Source organism: Ferrovibrio sp. (genome assembly GCF_046297595.1).
Taxonomy (GTDB): Bacteria; Pseudomonadota; Alphaproteobacteria; order Ferrovibrionales; family Ferrovibrionaceae; genus Ferrovibrio.
Window position 1 is genome coordinate 188,474 of record NZ_JBKBHT010000001.1, and the last position, 20,426, is coordinate 208,899.

Sequence of the window (20,426 nt, forward strand, 5' to 3'; positions counted from 1 at the left end):
CCTGTCAAGCGTCCAGGTCAGGCCGTCAACATCAGAGCCTTACGATAAGCCTTTGAAATATCGCCACTTGTCGGCTGGCGCCAACGGGCCGCCACATGCTGGTCCGGCCGCAGCAGATAGACCGTACCCGGTTTAGCCGCATAACGCTGGGCCGCCACGCCCTCGGCCGGCAGGCTTACCATATTCACCCGGCCTTCCAGGTCCTGCGGCAGCGTCATGGCATCCGCCCCGAAGCTCAACAGGGTGAAACGGCCATCGGCGCAGCGCCGCAGCAGCCAGTGATGCCCTGCGTCATCCAGCGGTGCATCCACCATCGGCGCACCGGGTATGGGTCCGGCGGCGAAGGCATCGCGGTCAGGCGTGGAGAGCGGCGTGTCGCGGTAGGTGGTGGGCAGCGACAGGCGGCCGGAATTCACCAGCCGGCGTGCGAAGGCATGATCGGCAGCGAGATCCAGAACGGCATCGCGCAGCGCTTTTGCCGTGGCGGATTTCGGCACGATGAAATCGGTGCTGCGGGTGGAGTTGAGGATATTCTCGTCGGCTGCCGCGACGCGTTCGCTGTCATAGGTATCGAGCAAGGCGTCCGGCGCCTCGCCGTTCAGCACATGCGTCAGCTTCCACACCAGGTTGTCGGCATCCTGCACGCCGGAATTGGCGCCGCGCGCGCCGAAGGGCGAGACCTGATGCGCGGCATCGCCGATGAAGATCACGCGGCCATGGCGGAAACGATCCAGCCGGCGACACTGGAAGGTATAGACGCTGACCCAGTCGAGATCGAACTGCACGTCATCGCCCAGCATGGCCTTTAGGCGCGGAATCACGCGTTCCGGCTGTCGTTCGGCTTCCGGATCAGCCTGCCAACCGAGCTGCAAGTCGATGCGCCACACATCATCGGGCTGCTTGTGCAGCAGCGCCGAACCGCCGGCATGAAACGGCGGATCGAACCAGAACCAGCGCTCGGACGGGAAGTCCGCCTTCATATGCACGTCGGCGATCAGGAAGCGGTCCTCGAAGACCTGGCCGCGGAAATCGAGGCCCAGCTTGCGCCGCATCGTGGATCGCGCGCCATCGGCGGCCAGCACGTAATCGGCCACCAGCGTGTAGTCGCCATCGGGCGTCTCGACGCTTAAGCGCACGCCGTCATTGCCGGGAACGGCATCGGAGACGCGATGCTTCCAGCGCATCTCGATCAGCGGCTGCTCGCGCGCCGCCTCCACCAGGTAAAGTTCGGCGTAATATTGCTGCAGGTTGATGAAGGCGGGAAACTTGTGGCCGCTCTCGGGCAGCAGGTCGAAGCTGTAGCGCTGGTGCGGTCCGTGGAAGACCTTGCCGATCTGCCAGGTCACGCCCTTGTCGAGCATGCGCTGTCCCGCACCGAGGCGGTCCCAGATTTCCAGCGTGCGCTTGGCGTAACAGATCGCGCGGCTGCCGACCGAGACGCTGTCTTCCTCGTCCAACAGGACGCAGCCAATGCCATGCGCTGCCAGATCGAGGGCCGCGCTCAGGCCGACAGGTCCGCCGCCGACGATGGCCACCCGGCAGCGTTCAGTCCCCCCGGGCGGCACCTTGGGCGGCTGGTAACCGAATTGCGGATAGGCAAATGACGCCATCCATTCCTCCCGGGCGGTGTTTTTTGGTTACATTTGCAACCAAATTAGCCGGTCAGGCGACATCCGCCAAGTATTTGCGTGCCGGGACAGATGGATAAGGCTTTGCCCGCGGCGCTCTTCAGGGTAAACTTCGGTTAACTTTCGCCGAGGCAGACATGGCAGAATTGTCGGGTATCAAGCAGGAACTGTATTTCGTCGGGCTGAAGATCGCCCGCGACCAGCAGCTTGCCGTGCTGAGCGCTGTTTCGGACAGCCTGGAGAATATCAAGCAGATCACGGCCCCCGCCTCGTCGCCGACGGCCTCAGGCACCGGTAAACAGGTCGATATCAGCGCCTGACCCAGCCCTGACGCTGGCGCGTAAAGCACAAAAAAAGCCGACCCATTCGGGTCGGCTTTTTTGTGTTCGGTGAACCGGCGCTTACTTGTCGAAGGCGCCCGAACGGATGGTTTCCGGCAGCTTTTCCAGGCCATGGGCGGTGACCGCCTTGCCGAACAGGGAGGTGAGTTCCGCCAGGGCCATGCTCATGGCGATCGCCGCCACCAGCTCACGGTTGACGCCGCCATTGACCAAGGCCTCCCAGGTGGCCACGAACGACTCGCGTGTGACCTTGCTCTGCTCTTCTTCCGTCATCGCCATGGGTAGCCCCCTTCGTTTTGCGAATCGGTTTCTGTATCCGTCCCTTACTTCGCATGGTTTGGTTTAGCGAAAGTAAACAGCACGGCCGAATAGAAAAATTCGTCCGAGATACTATCACGGAATCCCGCCGGCGCGATGTGCTTTAGGTGCGCACAAACTGCGCGCGCATCTCCCTGAACATCTTCAGGGCACGGCTCATCATCGAGGCGACACCCTCGCCCGGACTTGCACGACAGATCCGGACCGAGGGATACCACGGTGTCGTTTCCCCCTCCGTCCCCCAATACCAGAGCTGCCCACGGGTGCCGGGCAGCAGGAGAAGGGTCGGCACGCCAAGTGCCGCCGCCAGATGCGCCGCCGCGGTGCTGACCGTCATCACCATGTCGAGAGCCGCGATCTGCGCCGCCTGGGCATCGATATCCGCGAGGGGATCCACCTCGGCGTCATGGCGCAAAGGCACATGATTTTGCCGCGCGAAGGGCTCCGCCTCTGCCGCCGCTTTTCCGTATTGCAGGGATATGAAGGCAACTCCCGGTTCGCGCAGCAGCGGCAGCATGTCGTCCAGCGATACCGACTTGCTGCTCCCGGTGCGCAGGTTGCGGCTGTTCCATGAAATGCCGACCAGCAGATCGCGACCCGAGACATACCGCTGATGGAATATCTGCCGGCGCTCGGGATCGGCTTTCAGGTAATTCCGTGGATGATGCGCAAGGCTTTCTGCATCCGGGCGCAGGATGCCACCCAGATCGCCGAAAGGCCGCTGGCAAACCAGCTTGAGGGCGGCGACATCCACGGGCTCGTTATTGGGGCGGAACTTGATGCCCGGAAACGAACGCGCGAATAACGGCACCAGCCGCCGATCCGTTGCCACGACAGCATCCGCACCACGATCACGAAGCTCCGGCAGCAAGCTGGAGAACACGATTTCGTCGCCAATGCCCTGTTCCTGCCAGATCAGCAGCCGGCCAGGAGGCGGGAAAACGCCATCCCAGGACGGAAGGCCGCGGCTGGTATCCGGCGAGGTCCAACCGCTGCTCTTGGACCGCCAGGCGAAATGCGGCCAGGCCTCCGCATAGCGCCCCAGCTTGAGCAGCATCAAGCCCAGATTATTATGCGCTTCGGCATCCTCTGGATTCCGAGCAAGCAGGTCGAGATTTAGTTGCTCGGCTTCCTGGTAGCGTCCTTGCACTTCATGGATATTGGCGAGGTTACCAGCCGCAAGACGGCTATCTGGATTCAGTTCAAGGGCCCGCTGGCAAGCCGCCTCGGCGTTTTCTATGCGATCACGACGCAACTCGACGCCGGCAAGATTACCATAAATTTGCGCGGTAATTATATCATCTCGAGAAAGCGCCAGGGCGCGTTCATAAACGGCGCAGGACTCGTCCAGACGGTTCAGCTTGCCCAGCACATGGCCATAAGAAACCAGCAGGGCCACCTTGTTTGGTTGGCCGACCAACTCTCTTTCAAGCAGTTCAGCGGCATGTTGCTCTTTGTGGCACCCGCAATAGGCGGTAGCCAACAATGCAATAGTCTGGGTGTCATCCGGCTTAAGCTCGTAGGCCCGCTCCAGTAGCGGCGCGGCGACAGTTTCTTCGGAAGCATCAATCAGAATGCGCCCAAGGGCCCGCAGGGCATCGGGAAAATCCGGTTTGATTGCAATCGCAATATGATATTTATGCCGGGCCGTGTCCAAATCCCCCTGCAGTTCGGCCACTCCACCCTGAAGATACTGCCATTCAAAAACAGCCAACCCTTTGCCCTCAAGAAACGCCGTGAGTTTCTGCAGGGCATCAGAATGCCGCTGTTCCAGTTCGGAACGCGCCAGAATGAACAGTTTTCGCAAAAGGTCAGGATTGCGCTGCATCAGGTGCGCGAAGGACGCAACTGCTCTCTCCCTGTCGCCGGCATGCCAGTCGGTAACCGCCAGATTGAATGCAGCTTCGATAAAACCTGGATTTGCTTTTAGGGCTGCATTGAAATGCCGGCTTGCGGTGGCCCAATCCTTGCGACCTTGAGCAAGCAGTCCGAGATTGTTATGCGCATCGGCATTATCGGCATCAAGCTGCAAGGCACGCTGATAGGCGGCAACGGCTTTGTCGATGTCTTCCAGGGCTTTGTATATGTTGCCCAAACTATTGCAATAGGCGGCAATGCCGGGCTCCGCTGCGATCGCCTGCTCAACAAAAGGCAGCCCCTCCTGCGGGCGCCCCAGTTGCTCGAGCGCCATTCCTAGAAGATGCAGGGCATCATCGTTTTCGGGTTGCTGCTGCAGGACGACGCGATATAGCTGGCAGGCTTCTTCCAGCTTTCCGGCTTGATGCAAACGAACGGCGAGTCCCAGCGCCTTATGCCAATGCATCTCCATGGCACGCGCCTTTCAGGGCCACTCGCCGCACGGCTCGTTTATTTCAGACCATCCATTATGTTGCGATTGATCTCGATCAGGGCTTCGATGTCCTTCGATTCTCCCTGCGTGATCTTGTCGGTCTGTTTATTGACGAAAATGCAGATATTGATCAACGAGACCTTGACCTCCTTGCTCAAGGTGTTGGCCTCGTCCAGCACTTCCGGCATCAGGTGATTCCAGACATCCCGGTTCCAGCCGATGGCAGAGGCGATCTTGGCCACGTCGGCTGGATGCCCGCTGTTCATGAGCGGCCGGATATCCATCAGCGCGCGGGTTACCGCCGAGAAAAGGCGATATTCAAGCTGTCGCGGGGTTTCAAGGGCGTTTTGCGCCGTCAGGTATGGGTTCTTTCCCGCCATCGAGCAGTCTCCTCTCAACTTCCATAAGCCGGCGCGCCAGTTTCAGCAGGCGGAAGTAATCGCGCTGTACCAAGGCAGCACCAATACTGGCTATCAGAGCATTGGTACTCGGAGCAGCCTTAACGAACTCCAAACAGAGCTCCCTAATCTTGGGGTAATATTCGTCGAATTTGTCGTCCCACAGATACGCCAACTGACAGAAATAATAGATTTCCTTGGCAATCGTATCGATATCTTCGGGCTTCATGATGTGTTTCTCGCGGAGAAACGAAGCCTTGTTCTCAATGATAATGCTGGCCGATTTCGACAGGCTGAGCACGGCGCGATTGAGAATGAACTTCTCACCGGCCTTGAGTGTGATGATGAGCGGCACGCGCACGGAAGGGGGCTGCCCTTCCTCCCTGATTGCTTCGGACTGCAACAGGGCTATCCCTGTTGCGCCGCCACGTCAAGGAATCCTAAGGTTTTGCCTGGTGCTGAAAAAGAAAAGGGGGCCTCGCGGCCCCCTTTCCGGGATAGTCGTTCAGACTGCCGATTAACGGAACAGGCTGAGCAGGGTATTCGGCTGCTGGTTGGCAATCGACAGCGCCTGGATGTTCAGCTGCTGACGGACCTGCAGGGACTGCAGGGTCGCGCTTTCCGAAGCAACGTCGGCGTCGACCAGGGCGCCAAGGCCCTTCTTGGTCGCGTCGACCAGGTCGTCCACGAAGCCCTTCTGCAGGCTGATCGAACGCGACTGGGCAGCGATTTCCGCCGACATCGAGTTGAGGATGCCCTCGAATACCGAAATGTGCGCGATAGCCGAACCATACAGACCCGCGCTGGTGTAAGCGGTGATCGCCGAAGTCAGGATAGCCGTCGTCGAGGACGAGAGGCTGGTGCCGGTCGACAGGGTGAGCGTGGTGCCAGACACGTCGGCCACGAAGGTCACCGAGGTGCCGCCGGTACCGCCGTTCAGCAGGTTCTTGCCGTTATAGGTAGCCTGGGTGATGTAGTTGGTGATCTGGCTGACCAGCTGCTTGGCGTCGTTCGAGTACACCGTACGCTGCTCAGAAGTCAGCGAGCCGTCGGCCAGGTTGGCGAACTTCGCCTTCAGGTCGCCGAACAGGTTCGAGACGCCGGTCAGAGCGGCGGCGGTCACCTGGCCAAGGCCTTCACCGGCAGCCAGCGAGGACTGCACCGAGGCATAGGCCTTGATGTTGCCGCGGATGCCCTGGGCCACCGCGAACACGGCGGCGTCATCGGAAGCATCGGCAACGCGGAAGCCGGTCTGGACGCGCTTGGAGGTCTTGTCGAGTTCGCTGTTGATGCCGCGCAGGGACGACAGGGCGACAAGGGCGCCAACGTTGGTATTTACGGAATTAGCCATTTTAAGCTCCTGTTCTAGGATAAAGGGCGGGATGCCCGATTAGCCCTCTTTTGAGAACTATGGTGGGATGAATACACGATCTCCCAGCCCGCCGTCAACAGGGAATCTGTCGTCTTTTTATGTAACCATCTGATAAGTTTAACAGATCGTTAATATTGCATGAAAAGCTGGCTATGCCATTGCCGCAACAAGGCTTTCCAATACCGAATTCCAGTCTCCGGGTCGTTTCTGCCGGATAATCCGCAGACTGTGATACCATGGCGTCACCTCGCCTTCCGCCGGCCAGTACCATAGCCGCCCCCGGCCGGATGCCAGCAGAAGCCAAGCCTGTACGCCCAGCGTGCCGGCCACATGCACTGTTGTGGTGCTGACCGTGATCACACCATCGAGTGCGGCTACCTGGGCGGCGAACCCATCCATGTCGCGCAGGCCGTCAATCGTGGGGTCGTGATGGATCGCAATGCCGGCCTGCTGTAATTGCGCAATCTCGGCGTCAACATCGCCATATTGCAGGTTGATCCAGAAGATGTCCGGCCTGCGCAGGATCGGCAACAGCGTATCGAGCGGTATGCTTTTGTGCTCACCGATGGCGATATTCGCGCTGCGCCAGGCGATACCGAGCAACCGCCGGCCACCGGCCAGCGCGCGATAACGTTCGCGCAGGGACTGCCGCAATTCAGGGGCGGCATGCAGATACTGTCCGGTGCCCGAGAAATCCTCCTGGGCCAGCCGCAAGATACCGCCCATGCTGCCGAACGGGCATTGCGCGACGGCGTCTACCGCCTCGCCGCGCGCAACCACCGTCATGCCGTATCCAGCCAGCGAGCGGCGATACAGGTCGATCAGCCGACGCTCCACTGCCACGACGATGTGAGCGCGGCTACGCCGCTGCGCATCCAGCAGCATAGTACCGTAGAGAAGCTGGTCGCCGACGCCCTGCTCGCCCCATAGCAGCAAGCCCTTGCCGTCGAGCGGTTCGCCGCGCCAGCGCGGCAACCCCATCGACCAGTCGCGTTCCTTGAATTCCGGATTGCGCCAGCGCCATTCGTACTCCGTCCAGCCCTCGGCATAAGCGCCATGCGCCAGCCGGAACAGGCCGTGGTTCATATGTCCGGCGGCCCAGTCCGGCGCCATGGCCAGCAGCAACCTGAAATGCCGTTCGGCTGCCGCGTGATCGCCCAGATCCTCCCACAACAGCATGGCCAGATTGTTGCGGCACTGGATGTGGCCGGGCTGCAGCGTCAGGACCTTTTCGAAACGCTCGCGCGCTGCCGCTACATTACCTGCTGCGCGCAGCAGGTTACCGAGATTGTAATGACCCTCGATGTAACTCGGATCGAGACTGATTGCGTGGCGATAGGCATCCTCGGCCGCTTCGGTACGTCCCAGCGCCAGCAAAGCCGTGCCGAGATTGCCGTGAAACTCCGCCGCCTGCGGCGACTGCGCAATGGCACGCCGGATCAGGTCGACGGCGATCTCATGCTCGCCGCGTTGGTCGCAGATCACGCCAAGCAGATGCAGGGCGTCCGGCTGCTCGGAATGCTGTGTCAGCACCGCACGGTACGATCGTTCCGCCGTGGCCAGATCGCCGGCCTGGTGCGCCCGCACACCATCGCGCAGCGTCCGGATCACATCCGCATTCAGTCGATCAGAAGGCTGCATCCAGCACCTCGCCCAGACGATCCAGCACCCCCGACCAGTCTCCCGGCCTCGACTGCCGCAACAACCTGATGCTGTCGTACCACGGCGTCCGTTCGCCTTCGCGCGGCCAGTACCACATCCGGCCTCGGCCGGCCGGCAACAGAACCCAGCATGGTTTGCCCAGCGCGCCGGCGAAATGAACCGTCGAATTACTGATGCTCGCCACACCGTCCAGGGCCGCGATCTGCGCAGCCAGTCCGTCGAGATCATTGGTCGGATCGATTTCGGAATCCTGATGCACCTCGATGCCATGGCGTTGTGTGAAAGCGGCGATCTCGTCTTCCACCCGGCCGTACTGCAGCGATACCCAAGCGATGTCGGGTTTCCGCAGCACGGGCAGCAGCGTTTCCAGATCGAGACTTTTGTAATCGCCAACATGCCAGTTAGTACTGCGCCAGGACAGGCCGATGCGCCGTTTCACCGTCGGCCAGCGCTCGGCGTAGCGTCGGCGGATGGCCTCCACGCGATTGCCGTCGGCTCTGAGATAACGGCCGGATCCGCATTCCCGCGGCGAGTGCCGCAGCCAGGTGCCAAGACTGCCGAGCGGGCATTGCACATCCGCCTGGACCTGCTCGCCGCGGGTGACCACCCCAATGCCGTCATCCGCCAGCGATCGCGCGAACAGCGACACCAGTCGCGCTTCCACAGCTAGCGTGACACGGCCGGCGGCGCGGCGCGCCACATCCGGCAGCATGGTGCCATACAGAACATGATCACCAACCCCCTGCTCTCCCCACAGCAGCAGATGCCGCCCGGCCAGTGGCGAACCGTCCCAGCGCGGCAGCCCGCCGCCCCAGTTGGGTTCGGTGAAGCCGGGGAAAGACCAGCGATGTTCATATTCCCGCCAGCCAGCGACATAGTCGCCGAGTGACAGCAGGAAGAGACCATAATCCATGTGGCCTTCATGAAAATCCGGCGCCAGTTCAAACAGGCGGGCGAAAGCGGCCTTGGCACCATCGACATCGTTGTCGAGGTTGAGCGTATAGGCGAGATTCTTATGCGCCTTGAGGAAGGCTGGTCGCACGGCGACCGCACGCCGGTAATACGCCGCCGCTTCGGGGAAGCGCTCTTTCTCCAGACAGTCGTTGCCCAACCCGTTCAGGGCGTTTGCATCCTGCGGATTGAGTGAAACTGCCTTGTTGAACGCATCCCGCGCTGAAGCCCGGTCGCCAGTGCGACGCAGGGCAATACCCAGCAGGGTATGGGCATCGGGATTTTCCGGTGCCAGCGCGACAGCTCGCTGCAGCAGCGGAATCGCACCAGGCACATCCTGACGGTCAATCCGGCATTGCGCCTTCTCCAGCAGCAGAGCCGCATCTTCAGCCAGCCCCGGCATCACGGCATCGAGCAGGGCCTCACTCCGCTCAGGCTGCCCTGCTTCACGCCAGATCGCAGACAGTAACCGGATCGCGGCTGCATCTTTCGGATGTCTGGCAATCAGATCCGATAACAGCTGAATGGCCTTGTCCGCCTGCCCCTGCTGACGGGCGATCAGCGCCAGCCGCTGCAGCGCGCCAGGGTGCCAGGGTTCGAGTTGCAGAATCAGCATGCAGGCACGACGCGAGTCGTCCAGCCGGCCGGCGCGATAGAACGTCTTGGCCGCTTTCAGGGCATTGGCGATTTTTTCGGCGTATGAGTCCGGCTGCATGTTATCCTTAGATGATTATGCCATGAGCGTTAACGGAGTCGAAAGGCCCGGCGGGAATAAGCGGTCGTCCCCCGGCGCCACCCGGAAAGCAGCAGATCCGTGTCGCATCTATCCGCTCCCTCGCCCGCATCGGCCGTTCCGGCTTCCGGGCGTCAGACATCGACTGGCGCGCCCGAACATCTGGTCGGCGTCAGGGATTTTACTGTCGCACTGCGATACGATTTCACCAGCTACCTGTTTTCGCTTGGCCTGCTGCAGTTGGGCAACCTCCTGGTCCTGCCGCTGGTCACCGCACACCTCACCGGTGCGGATGTAGGCCTGTACAGCCTGGTCGAGGCCGCCCTCCTACAGGGCATGACCCTCAGCCTGCTGGGCCTGAAATTCGCCTACCTTTATTACTATGCCCAGATGGAGCCTGCGCAGCGACAGCGGCTGCTCGGCACCTGCCTGTCGATGACCGTCATCGCCAGCCTGGCCGTAGGCCTGCTGCTGACCATGCCTTTCTCGTCCGCGCCAATCATGGGCCTGTTCGACAGCGCGACCCTGCCCCATGCCTGGCTGCTGATGCCGCTGCTGTTGACCGGAGCGGTCCAGACCGTGCTGCTGACCGAACTGCGCGCCGCGCGCCGCGTCTGGCTCTCGGGCCTGATCGCGGCTACGCAGATGGCGATCCATCTTCTGCTCGCCTGGCTGCTGATTGCCGGATACCGGGCCGGCCTGACCGGCCTGCTCTCGGCACAGGCGCTCGCCCAGGCGATCTCCTGTCTCGCATCCTTCATCCTGCTGCGGCGTCGCATCGCCGCGGCGCTGGATGTCAAACAGGCCGGCAGACTGTTGCGCTACGGCCTGCCGATGATGACCGGCCTCACGCTGCGCTACAGCCTCGATACCTTATGCCGCTTCCTGCTGGCCGCCCTTGTTTCCATTGAGGCGGCCGGCCTGTTCCTGATCATCAGCGCCATAAGTGCACTGTTCGAAGCGGTCATCGCCAATCCGTTCTATACGGCCTGGGGCGGGCTTGTTCATCATGCGCTGCGCCGGCCGGAAGCCGGCAGCATTCTCGGCCGCGTTACCAGCATCGCCCTCGCCGCAGGTTCGGCCGCTTTCCTGCTGATCCTGGCCTGCCAGCCTCTGCTGTTCACGCTGCTGGCGCATGATCCGATGCCCGAAGCGGCCGGCGCCTTCGCCCTGCTGCTGCTGTCGCGCCTCGTCATGCTGGTGCGTTCGCCGCTGACCGGCGGCCTGCTGCGCACCGGCCGCACGGGATGGGCGGTCAGCAATACCCTGCTGGCGCTTGCCATTTTCGGCATCCTGATCTATCCCGCCGCGACCTATGCGGGACTGGCCGGAATGGCCGGCACGCTGCTGCTCGCCAATGTCGTCGCCTCGGCAGCCCTGACCCTTGCCGCCTGGCGCCATTGTCCGCAGCGACTCGAACCGGCCGCCCTGCTGCTTGGCCTGCTGGCCGCGGCTGCGACGATTTTGACCCTGCTTCAGGGTGGCATGCCGCCATGGCCCTGGGGCATCCTGTTGCCGGCCGCCCTGTTCCTGCTGTTTCGCCTGGGCCGTCATATTCACGTCAACGATCGGCTATAGTGCTGCGTCATGACCATCCGCAATCTCGATAAACTCTTCGCGCCCCGCTCGGTTGCCGTCATCGGTGCCTCGGACCGGCCTTCCCGCGTCGGCACCGTCGTGCTGGACAACCTGATCAAGGGCGGCTTTGCCGGCGCGATCTGGCCGGTCAATCCGAAATACCGCCATCTGCACGGCCTGCATTGTTATGCCAGCGTCCGTTCGCTGCCGGCCGTGCCGGATTTGGCCGTCATCGCCGTGCCGCCGCAGGCCGTGCCCGAGCAAATCGAAAAACTGGGCCTGATCGGCTGCCGCGCCGCCGTCGTGCTCACGGCAGGATTATCCAGCGAGAAGATGCCTGATGGCCGCACCCTGCAGCAGGCCATGCTCGATGCCGCCAAACCGCATCTGTTGCGCATCCTCGGGCCGAACTGCGTCGGCCTTCTGATCCCTGGCCTGCGGCTGAATGCCAGTTTCGCCCATACCGACGCGCAACCGGGGCAACTGGCCTTCGTCAGCCAGTCTGGCGCGCTGTGCACCATCGTGCTGGACTGGGCCAAGCAGCATGGCATCGGCTTCAGTCACTTCCTCTCAGTCGGTGACTCTGCCGACGTCGATTTCGGCGACATCATCGATTATCTCGCCAGCGACCCGCAGACCCGTGCCATCCTGCTGTATATCGAGTCAGTGAAGAACGCGCGCAAATTCATGTCGGCCGCCCGCGCCGCCGCGCGCAACAAGCCCATCGTGGCGGTCAAGTCCGGCCGCAATGCTCGTGCTGCCCAGGCGGCGGCTTCGCATACGGGCGCGCTGGCCGGCGGTGACGATGTCTATACTGCCGCCCTGCGGCGCGCCGGTATCCTGCGCGTGGACGGCGTCGAAGAGTTGTTCGACACCGTCGAAACGCTGGGCCGCAGCCGCAAGATGCCGGGCGAGCGGCTCGCCATCGTGACCAATGGCGGCGGACCGGGCGTGATGGCCGTCGACACCCTGATCGAGCATGGCGGCACGCTGGCCGACCTGAGCCCGGAAACGATGACAGCCCTCGATGCCGCCCTGCCGGTCACCTGGTCGCGTGGCAACCCTGTCGACATCATCGGCGACGCGCCCAGCAGCCGGTATGCCGATGCGGTGAAGATCGTGCTGGCCGATCCCGGCGTCGATGCCGTGCTGGTGATGCATGCGCCGACCGCCATCGTGCCGTCGCTGGAACCCGCCAAGGCCGTGATCGAGGCGTCGCGCGGCACGGTCAAGAACGTGATCACCTGCTGGTCGGGCGGCGAAGCCGTGCAGGCCGCACGCAAGGCTTTTGCCGAGGCTGGCCTTGCCTCCTATGAAACGCCCGATGCAGCGGTGCGCGCCTTCGCGCATATGGTCGATTACCGCCGCAACATGAAGAACCTGATGGAAATACCGGCCGAACTGCCGGAAGATTTCCAGCCCGACCTCGCGGCCGTGCGCAAGGTGATCGACACCGCCCTGGCGGAAAACCGCACCATGCTGAACGAGATCGAGGGCAAGCGCATCCTCGCCGCCTATGGCATTCCTGCCGTTCCGACTGAAGCCGCGACATCACCCGACGAGGCGGCGGCAGCGGCCGAGCGGATGGGCCTGCCGGTGGCGCTGAAGATTCTGTCGCCCGACATCACGCACAAGTCGGATGTGGGCGGCGTAGCCCTGAACCTGAGCAGCACGGCGGAAGTCCGCACCGCTGCCGAGGCCATGCTGGCCCGCGTGCGCCAGCATCGTCCGCAGGCCCGCATCGACGGTTTCACCGTGCAGCCGATGATTCGCCGCGCCCGCGCACACGAACTGATCGTCGGGGCGCTGACCGATCCGATCTTCGGACCGGCCATCATGTTCGGCCAGGGCGGCGTCGGCGTCGAGGTGATCGGCGACCGCGCCATCGCCCTGCCGCCGCTGAACATGCATCTGGCCGACGACCTGATCGACCGCACCAAGGTCAGCCGCCTGCTGTCGGGCTATCGCGATTTTCCGCCGGTCGACCGTGCCGCGCTGGCCGCGCTGCTGATCCGCGTCTCGCAGCTAATCTCCGACCATGCCGAGATCGCCGAACTCGACATCAACCCGCTCTATGCCGACGACCAGGGAATGATCGCGCTGGACGCGCGTGTCGTGGTGCGGCCCAGCGCGGTGGTGGGCCATGACCGGCTGGCGATCCGTCCCTATCCCAGCGGCCTGGAGCAGATCGTCGAACTGCGCAGCGGCGAAAAAGTGCTGCTGCGTCCGATCCGTCCGGAAGACGAACCCGCCCATGTGGATTTCGTCAACAACGTGTCGGCCGAGGATTATCGACTGCGTTTCTTCTCGCCCATGCGCAGCCTGCCGCATACTGAAATGGCTCGTTTCACCCAGATCGACTACGAACGCGAAATGGCCTTCATCGCCGTGCGTCTGGTCGAAAGCGGCCACCACGAAACGCTGGGTGTGGTGCGTGCCATCACCGACCCCGACAACCAGCGCGCCGAGTTCGCCGTGCTGGTGCGCAGCGACATGAAGGGCCAGGGCCTGGGCGAGCATCTGATGCGCAAGATCATCGATTACTGCCGCCAGCGCGGCACCCGCGAGATCGTGGGCGACATCCTGCGCGAGAACCAGGCCATGCGCACCCTGGCCACGGAACTGGGCTTCAAGCCCAGCGGGCGGACGGCATCCGACGTCGTCGAGGTCATCCTGCCCCTGTAGCCATAAACCGGGCAGACCTGACACGGATCAATCTGCCGCAGCGATTTACTGCCTCCGGAGGGGGCCGGGCTTGTCCCGGCTGCCCCCCCTCTCTATCTTAAGCGCCGGAGGGGGGCCTTTTGCCCCCGGTCATGTTCATGCTCGACCCATTCGGCCGTACGGTTTCCTATCTGCGCGTTTCGGTCACCGACCGCTGCGACTTCCGCTGTGTCTACTGCATGGCGGAAGACATGACCTTTCTGCCCAAGGCCGACCTGCTCAGCCTGGAGGAACTCGACCGGCTCTGCTCGGCCTTTGTCGGCATGGGTGTGCGCAAGCTGCGTCTGACCGGCGGCGAACCTTTGGTGCGTCGTGGCATCATGACCCTGATCGACAGCCTGGGCCGGCACCTGAAGACCGGCGCGCTGGACGAACTGACGCTCACCACCAACGGCAGCCAGCTCGAGAAATATGCTGCAGATCTGTATCGGGCCGGCGTGCGACGAATCAACGTGTCGCTCGACACGCTCGACTCCGCCAAGTTCACCGAACTGACCCGCTGGGGCCGGCTGGACCAGGTTATGGCCGGTCTGCAGGCCGCCAAGGCCGCCGGCCTGGCCGTGAAGATCAATGCCGTGGCCCTGCGCGGCGTGAACGATACGGAATTCGACGACCTGATCGCCTGGTGCGGCCGCGAGGGGTTCGACCTCGTGCTGATCGAGGTGATGCCGATGGGCGAGATCGGCGAGGCCGCCCGGCTCGACCAGTATCTGCCGCTTTCGATGGCCCGCGCCAGCATCCAGCGCAACTGGACTCTGGACGAGACCGATTATCGCACTGGCGGCCCTGCCCGTTATTACACCGTGCGCGAAACCGGCCGGCGGCTCGGTTTCATCACGCCGTTGACCCATAATTTCTGCGAAAGCTGCAACCGCGTGCGGCTCACCTGCACCGGTACCCTCTATATGTGCCTGGGCCAGAACGACGCCGCCGACCTGCGCGCACCGCTGCGCGCTTCCGAAAGCAATGCCCTGCTGGAAGACGCCATCCGCGAGGCGATCTCGCGCAAGCCCAAGGGCCACGACTTCGTCATCGACCGGCGCAAGGCACCCGCCGCCGTGCCGCGCCATATGAGCGTGACCGGCGGCTGAGCCCCGGCATTCACATCATTCGGCGACGACGCCGATTGCCAGCGTGTACTGATCGGCCCGCGCCTTGTAGCTGAATCCCTTGCGCAGGGCCCAGGACGTGATCTCGAAATGCAGCGGTACGATGGCCTGGTCTTCCAGTGCCATCTGCGAAGCACGCTGCAATAGTGTCTGCCGCGCATCGTTGTTCACCGTGCGCAGGGCCTCCTCGATCATGGCATCCAGCGCCGGGTTCGAGTAGCGGCTTTTGTTGGCCGTACCGAAACCCTTTTCACGGTTCACCGTGGTCACCAGCGACCGCAGCGGATTCGACATCTCGCCGGTGCCGGCCGCCCAGCCTACCAGCGCGGCAGAATAACTGAACGCGTCGCGGTTCTTGAAGAACACCGTGCTGGGCACCGCCTCCACCTTCGACTTCACGCCAACGCGGGTCCATTGCGAGGCCACCGCCTGCGCCACATCGGAATCGTTGATGTAGCGGTTGTTGGGCGAACCGATGGTAATACTGAAACCATTCGGGTATCCCGCCTCGGCCAGCAGTTTCTTCGCCGCATCCGGGTTATAGGGATCGGGCTGCGCTTCGCGGCGGGTGCCGAACATCGGATACGGCAGCAGATCGCCGGCCGGCTTGGCCAGGCCTTCGACGATCCGGCTGGTGATCGCATCGCGGTTGATCGCCAGCGACAGCGCCTTGCGCACGCGCCGGTCCTTCAGCGGGTTTTTGCCATCCGCATCGGGGATGCCGGCCGTCGGTTCGCCCACATCCAGCGCGAGGTAGATCAGGCGGTTCGACAGGACTTCGCTGATCTTCACATTGGGATTGGCGCGCAGCTTCTTGATATCGGCCGGCGGCGGATTCTCGATCATGTCGACATCGCCCGCCAGCAGCGCAGCCACACGCGCGGCGTCGTTCGACATCGGGCGATAGATCACCTTCTCCCATTTCGGCTTGCCGCCCCAGTAATCCGGATTGGCCGCCAGCACCAGGCGATTGCCACGGGTCCATTCGACGAATTTATACGGACCAGTGCCGATCAGCCCCTCGCCGCGATTCAGTGCTTCGGTGGCGATACCCTCGGCGAGATCCGCCTTGGCCGCCTTCGACGACATGATCGCCACGCGGCTGAGGTCGTTGGGCAGCAGCGGCGTGGGCGTCTTGGTGAGGAAATGCACGGTATAATCGTCGATCACCTTCACCTCGCTGACCGAGCGGGTGAACAGCGTGAAGGGCGACGGGCTGTTCGGCACCTTGGCCGGGCGTGCCATCGAGAACACCACATCGGCGGCGGTGAAGGGTGAGCCGTCATGGAACTTCACGCCCCTGCGCAGCCTGAATTCCCATGTGGTGTCGTTCAGCGTCTTCCAGCTTTCCGCCAGGCTGGGGGTCAGCTTCTGCGTCTCGTCCTGCTGGATCAGGGTATTGAAGATGGAATAGGCGATCTGGTTGTTCGGTGTGATGTTGTGATAGTTCGGATCCATCGAGCTCGGCTCGGTCGACAGGCCGATCCTCAATTCCTGCGCACCCGCCGTCAGGGGCAGCAGCCCCAGGGAAATCGCCACTACCGCAGCCCGCAACGCCAACGCCATGATCATCGCCTTTCATGCTGAACAGGTCGGGCAGAGTGACGCCTCGGACGGCGGCTGACAAGTGCGCACGTCCCTTGCCGGCCGGGGCTGGCGCGCGCCATGGCCGCCGCTATACTGCGCGTATGAACGCCTTCACAAAGATCGCCTTCGTTGCGGCCCGCGGCGATGCCGCCGAAGCGGCCCGCGACCGCCTGGTTGCCCGTTATGGCGATGCCGCGCCGGAACAGGCCGATGTGGTGGTGGCGCTGGGCGGCGATGGCTTCATGCTGCAGACCCTGCACCAGCATATGTCGACCCGGGTGCCGATCTACGGCATGAACCAGGGCACGGTCGGCTTCCTGATGAACGAATACAACGAGGACGACCTGCCGGCCAGGCTGGCCAGCGCGATCACCACCGTTGTGCATCCTCTGCGCATGCGGGCGACCGCAGCCGACGGCTCGACCCATGAAGCGCTGGCGATCAACGAAGTCGCCCTGCTGCGCCAGACGCGCCAGACCGCCAAGTTGCGCATCGCCATCGACGGCAAGGTGCGGGTCGAGGAACTGGTCTGCGACGGCGCGCTGGTGGCCACGCCGGCCGGCAGCACGGCCTACAATCTTTCCGCCCATGGACCGGTCCTGCCGCTGGATGCCGGCGTGCTGGCCCTGACGCCGATCAGCGCCTTCCGGCCGCGGCGCTGGCGCGGCGCCCTGCTCAGCCGCAAGGCCGTGGTGAAGATCGAGGTGCTGGAAAGCGCCAAGCGGCCCGTCTCGGCCACGGCGGATTTCAACGAAGTGCGCGACGTGATCGCGGTCGAGGTGCGCGAGGCGCCCGATGTCAGCCTCAGGTTGCTCTTCGATCCAGGCCATGGCCTGGAAGAGCGCATCCTCAACGAACAATTCCTGAGCTGAAAAAAGAAAAACGCCGCGGGATTACTCCCGCGGCGTTTCGCTTTGGCCTTGCGGCCGGTCAGTCGCGGCTGACGCCGTTGGCGAAGGTATACTGGTCGGCGCGCGCCTTGTAGCTGAGGCCCTTGCGGGTCGCCCAGGGCGTCACTTCGATATGCAGCGGGATCAGGGCCTGATCGTCGAGCGCCATCTTCGAGGCCTGCTGCAGCAGGGCCTCACGCTTCGGTGCATCGACGGTGCCCAGCGCCTGCTCCAGCACCGCATCCATCTGCGGGTTGGAATACCGGCCCTTGTTGGTGCCGCCGAAACCCTTCTCCTTGATCGGGGTCGCGATCAGCGAGCGCAGCGGATCCGACATCTCGCCGGTGCCCGCGCCCCAGCCAGCCAGATAGGCCGAATAGGCGAAGGCATCGCGGTTCTTGAAGAACACGGTGCGGGTCACGGCCTCCACCTTGGTCTTCACGCCGATGCGGGTCCACTGCGAAGCCACCGCCTGCGCCACTTCAGCATCGTTGATGTAGCGGTCGTTCGGCGTGCCGAGCGTGATGGAGAAGCCGTTCGGATAACCAGCCTCGGCCAGCAGCTTCTTGGCGGCATCCGGATTATAGGCATCCGGCTTGGCATCCTTGCGGGTGCCGAACATCGGATACGGCAGCAGGTCGCCGGTCGGCTGGCCCAGGCCTTCCATGATGCGGCTGGTGATCGCATCGCGGTTGATCGCCATCGACAGCGCCTTGCGCACACGCACGTCCTTCAGCGGGTTCTTGTCGCCGGCATCGGTGATGCCCACGGTGGTCGGCGTGCTGAAGCTGTCGAGATGGATGTAGATCAGACGGTTCGACACCGCCTGGCTGATCTTCACGTTCGGATTCTCGCGCAGCTTCTTCATGTCGGCCGGCGGCGGGTTTTCGATCATGTCCACGTCACCGGCCAGCAGGGCGGCCACGCGGGCAGCATCGTTCGACATCGGGCGATAGACCACCTTCTCCCACTTCGGCTTGTCGCCCCAGTAGTTGGTGTTGGCAGCCAGCACCAGGCGGTTACCGCGCACCCACTCAACAAACTTGTAGGGGCCGGTGCCGACCAGGCCCTCGCCCTTGCTCAGGGCTTCGGTGGTCATGCCTTCGGCGACGTCGGCCTTGGCGGCCTTCGACGACATGATCGCCACGCGGCTGACATCGGTGGGCAGCAACGGCGCCGGCGCCTTGGTGATGAACTGGATGGTGAAGTCGTCGATCACCTTGATCTCGGTGAATGAACGGGTGAACAGCGTGAACGGCGACGGGCTGTTCGGCACCTTGGCCGGACGCGCCATCGAGAAGACGACGTCGGCCGCGGTGAAAGGCGAGCCGTCATGGAACTTCACGCCCTTGCGCAGCTTGAATTCCCAGGTGGTGTCGTTGAGCGGCTTCCAGCTTTCGGCCAGGCCGGGCACCAGCTTCTGCGTCTCGTCCTGCAGGATCAGAGTGTCGAAGATGGTGAAGGCGACCTGGTTGTTGGGACCAAGATTGTGGTAGTGCGGGTCGAGCGCGCTCGGTTCGGCCGAAAGGCCGATCTTGAGTTCCTGGGCCTGCGCCGCCATCGGCGCGGTCACCATGGCGCCAACCGACAGCATCGCGGCCGCCGCCAGCATTTTCCATTGCATCGTCATTACTGATCTCCCCTCAGGTGGCGCAGGACAGCGCCGCATGGGGAGGCAGATTGCCGATTCACGACGGGCCTGACAAGACTTGCCTAGACCGCCAGTGCGATTGCGAAGACGATCAGCACCGCGCCGGCGACGCGGTTGATCCAGCGCCGCGATTCGTCGCCCAGCCGGTGCCGCATCGCAGCAACGGCGCCGCTCAGGATTGCCCACCAAAGCAGCGAACCGGCGAAAACACCGGCAACGGCCGCAGCCGCTGAGTCCAGCCCCGGCTCGGCCGCCAGGCCTAGCCCGGCGAACAGGGCCGCAAACGACAGCACGGTGGCGGGATTGGCGATGGTGAGCGCGAAGGTGACGGCGAACAGCCGCAGCGGCCGACCGCTGAGCGGGGCATCGGCGGCGGCCGTGGCCGGCGACGCCGCGATGGTGCGCCAGCCGAGCCAGGCGATGAAGGCAGCTCCACCCAGCCGCAGGGCCGTTTCCGCCGCACCGAGTTGGCCGGCCAGGGCCGCGAAACCGGCAGCCGCCAGCGCGGCATAGATCGCATCGGCCACCGCCGTGCCGACGCCACCGCTGAAGCCGGCCCAGAAGCCGCCCTGCAACGAGCGCTGGATGCACAGCACGCCGATGGGACCGACTGGCGCGGCGACGGCAAGGCCGAGCAGCACGCCGCGCAGCAGCAGTTCGAGATGCCCGCTCATGGCGTATCAGTGCCAATGGGCAGCGCGGCGGTTTCCTTGGCGGAGGAGAGCGCGATCACCGTCTGGCTGCGCGGGATGCCGGGCAGCGCCTTGATGCGGCGGGCGATCACATCCTCCAGCGCGGCCAGGCTGGCCGCCCGTACCTTCAGCAGATACGACCAGTCGCCGGTGACGTGATGGCATTCCAGGATCGCCGGCTCGTCGCGCACCAGCGCCAGGAAGGCGGCCTCGTGCTCCGGTCGCTCGATCAGCACATGGACGAAGGCGAGCACCGGGCAGCCGGCCGCCTGCGGATCGACCCGCCCGGCCCAGCCCGCGATCACACCCTGCTTTTCCAGCTTTTTCAGCCGCTCGTTGACGGCCGAGACCGAGAGGCCGGCGGCGGCCCCGATCTCGGCATAGGAATCGCGCCCCTGCCGCTGGATATGATCGAGTATTTTCCTGTCTATAGAGTCCATTG

17 protein-coding genes are annotated in these 20,426 nt (G+C 63.5%); 5 read left to right on the forward strand and 12 right to left on the reverse strand.

The window, feature by feature from the left end; all coding sequences use genetic code 11:
• Positions 1–17 precede the first annotated feature (17 nt).
• The gene (locus ACK4FJ_RS00995) at positions 18–1,610 is read right to left on the reverse strand and encodes an FAD-dependent oxidoreductase (RefSeq protein WP_409762661.1); all 1,593 of its coding nucleotides are present in this window, start codon (positions 1,608–1,610) and stop codon (positions 18–20) included.
• Between the two features lie 155 nt (positions 1,611–1,765).
• On the opposite strand from ACK4FJ_RS00995, the gene ACK4FJ_RS01000 reads away from it, so the two are divergent.
• The gene (locus ACK4FJ_RS01000) at positions 1,766–1,948 is read left to right on the forward strand and encodes a hypothetical protein (protein ID WP_409762663.1); all 183 of its coding nucleotides are present in this window, start codon (positions 1,766–1,768) and stop codon (positions 1,946–1,948) included.
• Between the two features lie 81 nt (positions 1,949–2,029).
• On the opposite strand, the gene ACK4FJ_RS01005 is transcribed toward ACK4FJ_RS01000, so the two are convergent.
• The 7 genes from ACK4FJ_RS01005 to ACK4FJ_RS01035 all read right to left on the reverse strand — a co-directional run bounded on the left by ACK4FJ_RS01005 (position 2,030) and on the right by ACK4FJ_RS01035 (position 9,735).
• Positions 2,030–2,248, reverse strand: a complete 219-nt coding sequence (locus ACK4FJ_RS01005; protein ID WP_409762666.1) for a hypothetical protein — start codon at positions 2,246–2,248, stop codon at positions 2,030–2,032.
• A 142-nt stretch (positions 2,249–2,390) separates the two neighbouring features.
• Positions 2,391–4,616, reverse strand: coding sequence for a tetratricopeptide repeat protein (locus tag ACK4FJ_RS01010; protein ID WP_409762669.1), 2,226 nt, complete (start codon positions 4,614–4,616; stop codon positions 2,391–2,393).
• A gap of 38 nt (positions 4,617–4,654) precedes the next feature.
• Positions 4,655–5,017, reverse strand: a complete 363-nt coding sequence (flaF, locus tag ACK4FJ_RS01015; RefSeq protein ID WP_409762672.1) for a flagellar biosynthesis regulator FlaF — start codon at positions 5,015–5,017, stop codon at positions 4,655–4,657.
• The gene (locus ACK4FJ_RS01020; RefSeq protein ID WP_409762675.1) at positions 4,974–5,438 is read right to left on the reverse strand and encodes a flagellar biosynthesis repressor FlbT; all 465 of its coding nucleotides are present in this window, start codon (positions 5,436–5,438) and stop codon (positions 4,974–4,976) included. Before ACK4FJ_RS01020 ends, flaF begins: the two co-directional genes overlap by 44 nt.
• Before the next feature lie 114 nt (positions 5,439–5,552).
• Positions 5,553–6,386 carry a flagellin gene (locus ACK4FJ_RS01025; RefSeq protein WP_409762678.1) on the reverse strand — a complete coding sequence of 278 codons (834 nt, stop codon included), beginning with the start codon at positions 6,384–6,386 and terminating at the stop codon, positions 5,553–5,555.
• A gap of 171 nt (positions 6,387–6,557) precedes the next feature.
• Complete coding sequence (locus tag ACK4FJ_RS01030) at positions 6,558–8,048, reverse strand: tetratricopeptide repeat protein (protein WP_409762681.1); 1,491 nt, start codon at positions 8,046–8,048, stop codon at positions 6,558–6,560.
• On the reverse strand, positions 8,035–9,735 hold the full coding sequence (locus tag ACK4FJ_RS01035) for a tetratricopeptide repeat protein (RefSeq protein ID WP_409762684.1): 1,701 nt from the start codon (positions 9,733–9,735) through the stop codon (positions 8,035–8,037). The genes ACK4FJ_RS01030 and ACK4FJ_RS01035 overlap by 14 nt, the downstream gene beginning before the upstream one ends.
• 99 nt (positions 9,736–9,834) lie before the next feature.
• On the opposite strand from ACK4FJ_RS01035, the gene ACK4FJ_RS01040 reads away from it, so the two are divergent.
• The 3 genes from ACK4FJ_RS01040 (at position 9,835) to moaA (ending at position 15,146) form a co-directional block, all read left to right on the forward strand.
• On the forward strand, positions 9,835–11,331 hold the full coding sequence (locus ACK4FJ_RS01040; protein ID WP_409762687.1) for a lipopolysaccharide biosynthesis protein: 1,497 nt from the start codon (positions 9,835–9,837) through the stop codon (positions 11,329–11,331).
• A gap of 9 nt (positions 11,332–11,340) precedes the next feature.
• Entirely contained in the window at positions 11,341–14,016 is a 2,676-nt protein-coding gene (locus tag ACK4FJ_RS01045; protein WP_409762690.1) for a GNAT family N-acetyltransferase, read from the forward strand.
• A gap of 137 nt (positions 14,017–14,153) precedes the next feature.
• Positions 14,154–15,146: a GTP 3',8-cyclase MoaA gene (gene moaA, locus ACK4FJ_RS01050; RefSeq protein ID WP_409762693.1), complete on the forward strand. Its 993-nt coding sequence runs from the start codon at positions 14,154–14,156 to the stop codon at positions 15,144–15,146.
• Positions 15,147–15,161: 15 nt separating this feature from the next.
• Here moaA and ACK4FJ_RS01055 read toward each other — a convergent pair whose 3' ends face one another.
• Positions 15,162–16,730, reverse strand: coding sequence for an ABC transporter substrate-binding protein (locus ACK4FJ_RS01055; protein ID WP_409762696.1), 1,569 nt, complete (start codon positions 16,728–16,730; stop codon positions 15,162–15,164).
• Positions 16,731–16,852: 122 nt separating this feature from the next.
• On the opposite strand from ACK4FJ_RS01055, the gene ACK4FJ_RS01060 reads away from it, so the two are divergent.
• The gene (locus tag ACK4FJ_RS01060) at positions 16,853–17,623 is read left to right on the forward strand and encodes an NAD kinase (RefSeq protein WP_409762699.1); all 771 of its coding nucleotides are present in this window, start codon (positions 16,853–16,855) and stop codon (positions 17,621–17,623) included.
• A gap of 58 nt (positions 17,624–17,681) precedes the next feature.
• On the opposite strand, the gene ACK4FJ_RS01065 is transcribed toward ACK4FJ_RS01060, so the two are convergent.
• The 3 genes from ACK4FJ_RS01065 to ACK4FJ_RS01075 form a co-directional block, all read right to left on the reverse strand.
• Complete coding sequence (locus ACK4FJ_RS01065) at positions 17,682–19,271, reverse strand: ABC transporter substrate-binding protein (protein ID WP_409762702.1); 1,590 nt, start codon at positions 19,269–19,271, stop codon at positions 17,682–17,684.
• Between the two features lie 83 nt (positions 19,272–19,354).
• On the reverse strand, positions 19,355–19,966 hold the full coding sequence (locus ACK4FJ_RS01070; RefSeq protein ID WP_409762705.1) for a LysE family translocator: 612 nt from the start codon (positions 19,964–19,966) through the stop codon (positions 19,355–19,357).
• Complete coding sequence (locus ACK4FJ_RS01075) at positions 19,963–20,424, reverse strand: Lrp/AsnC family transcriptional regulator (protein ID WP_409762708.1); 462 nt, start codon at positions 20,422–20,424, stop codon at positions 19,963–19,965. Before ACK4FJ_RS01075 ends, ACK4FJ_RS01070 begins: the two co-directional genes overlap by 4 nt.
• Positions 20,425–20,426: the final 2 nt, after the last annotated feature.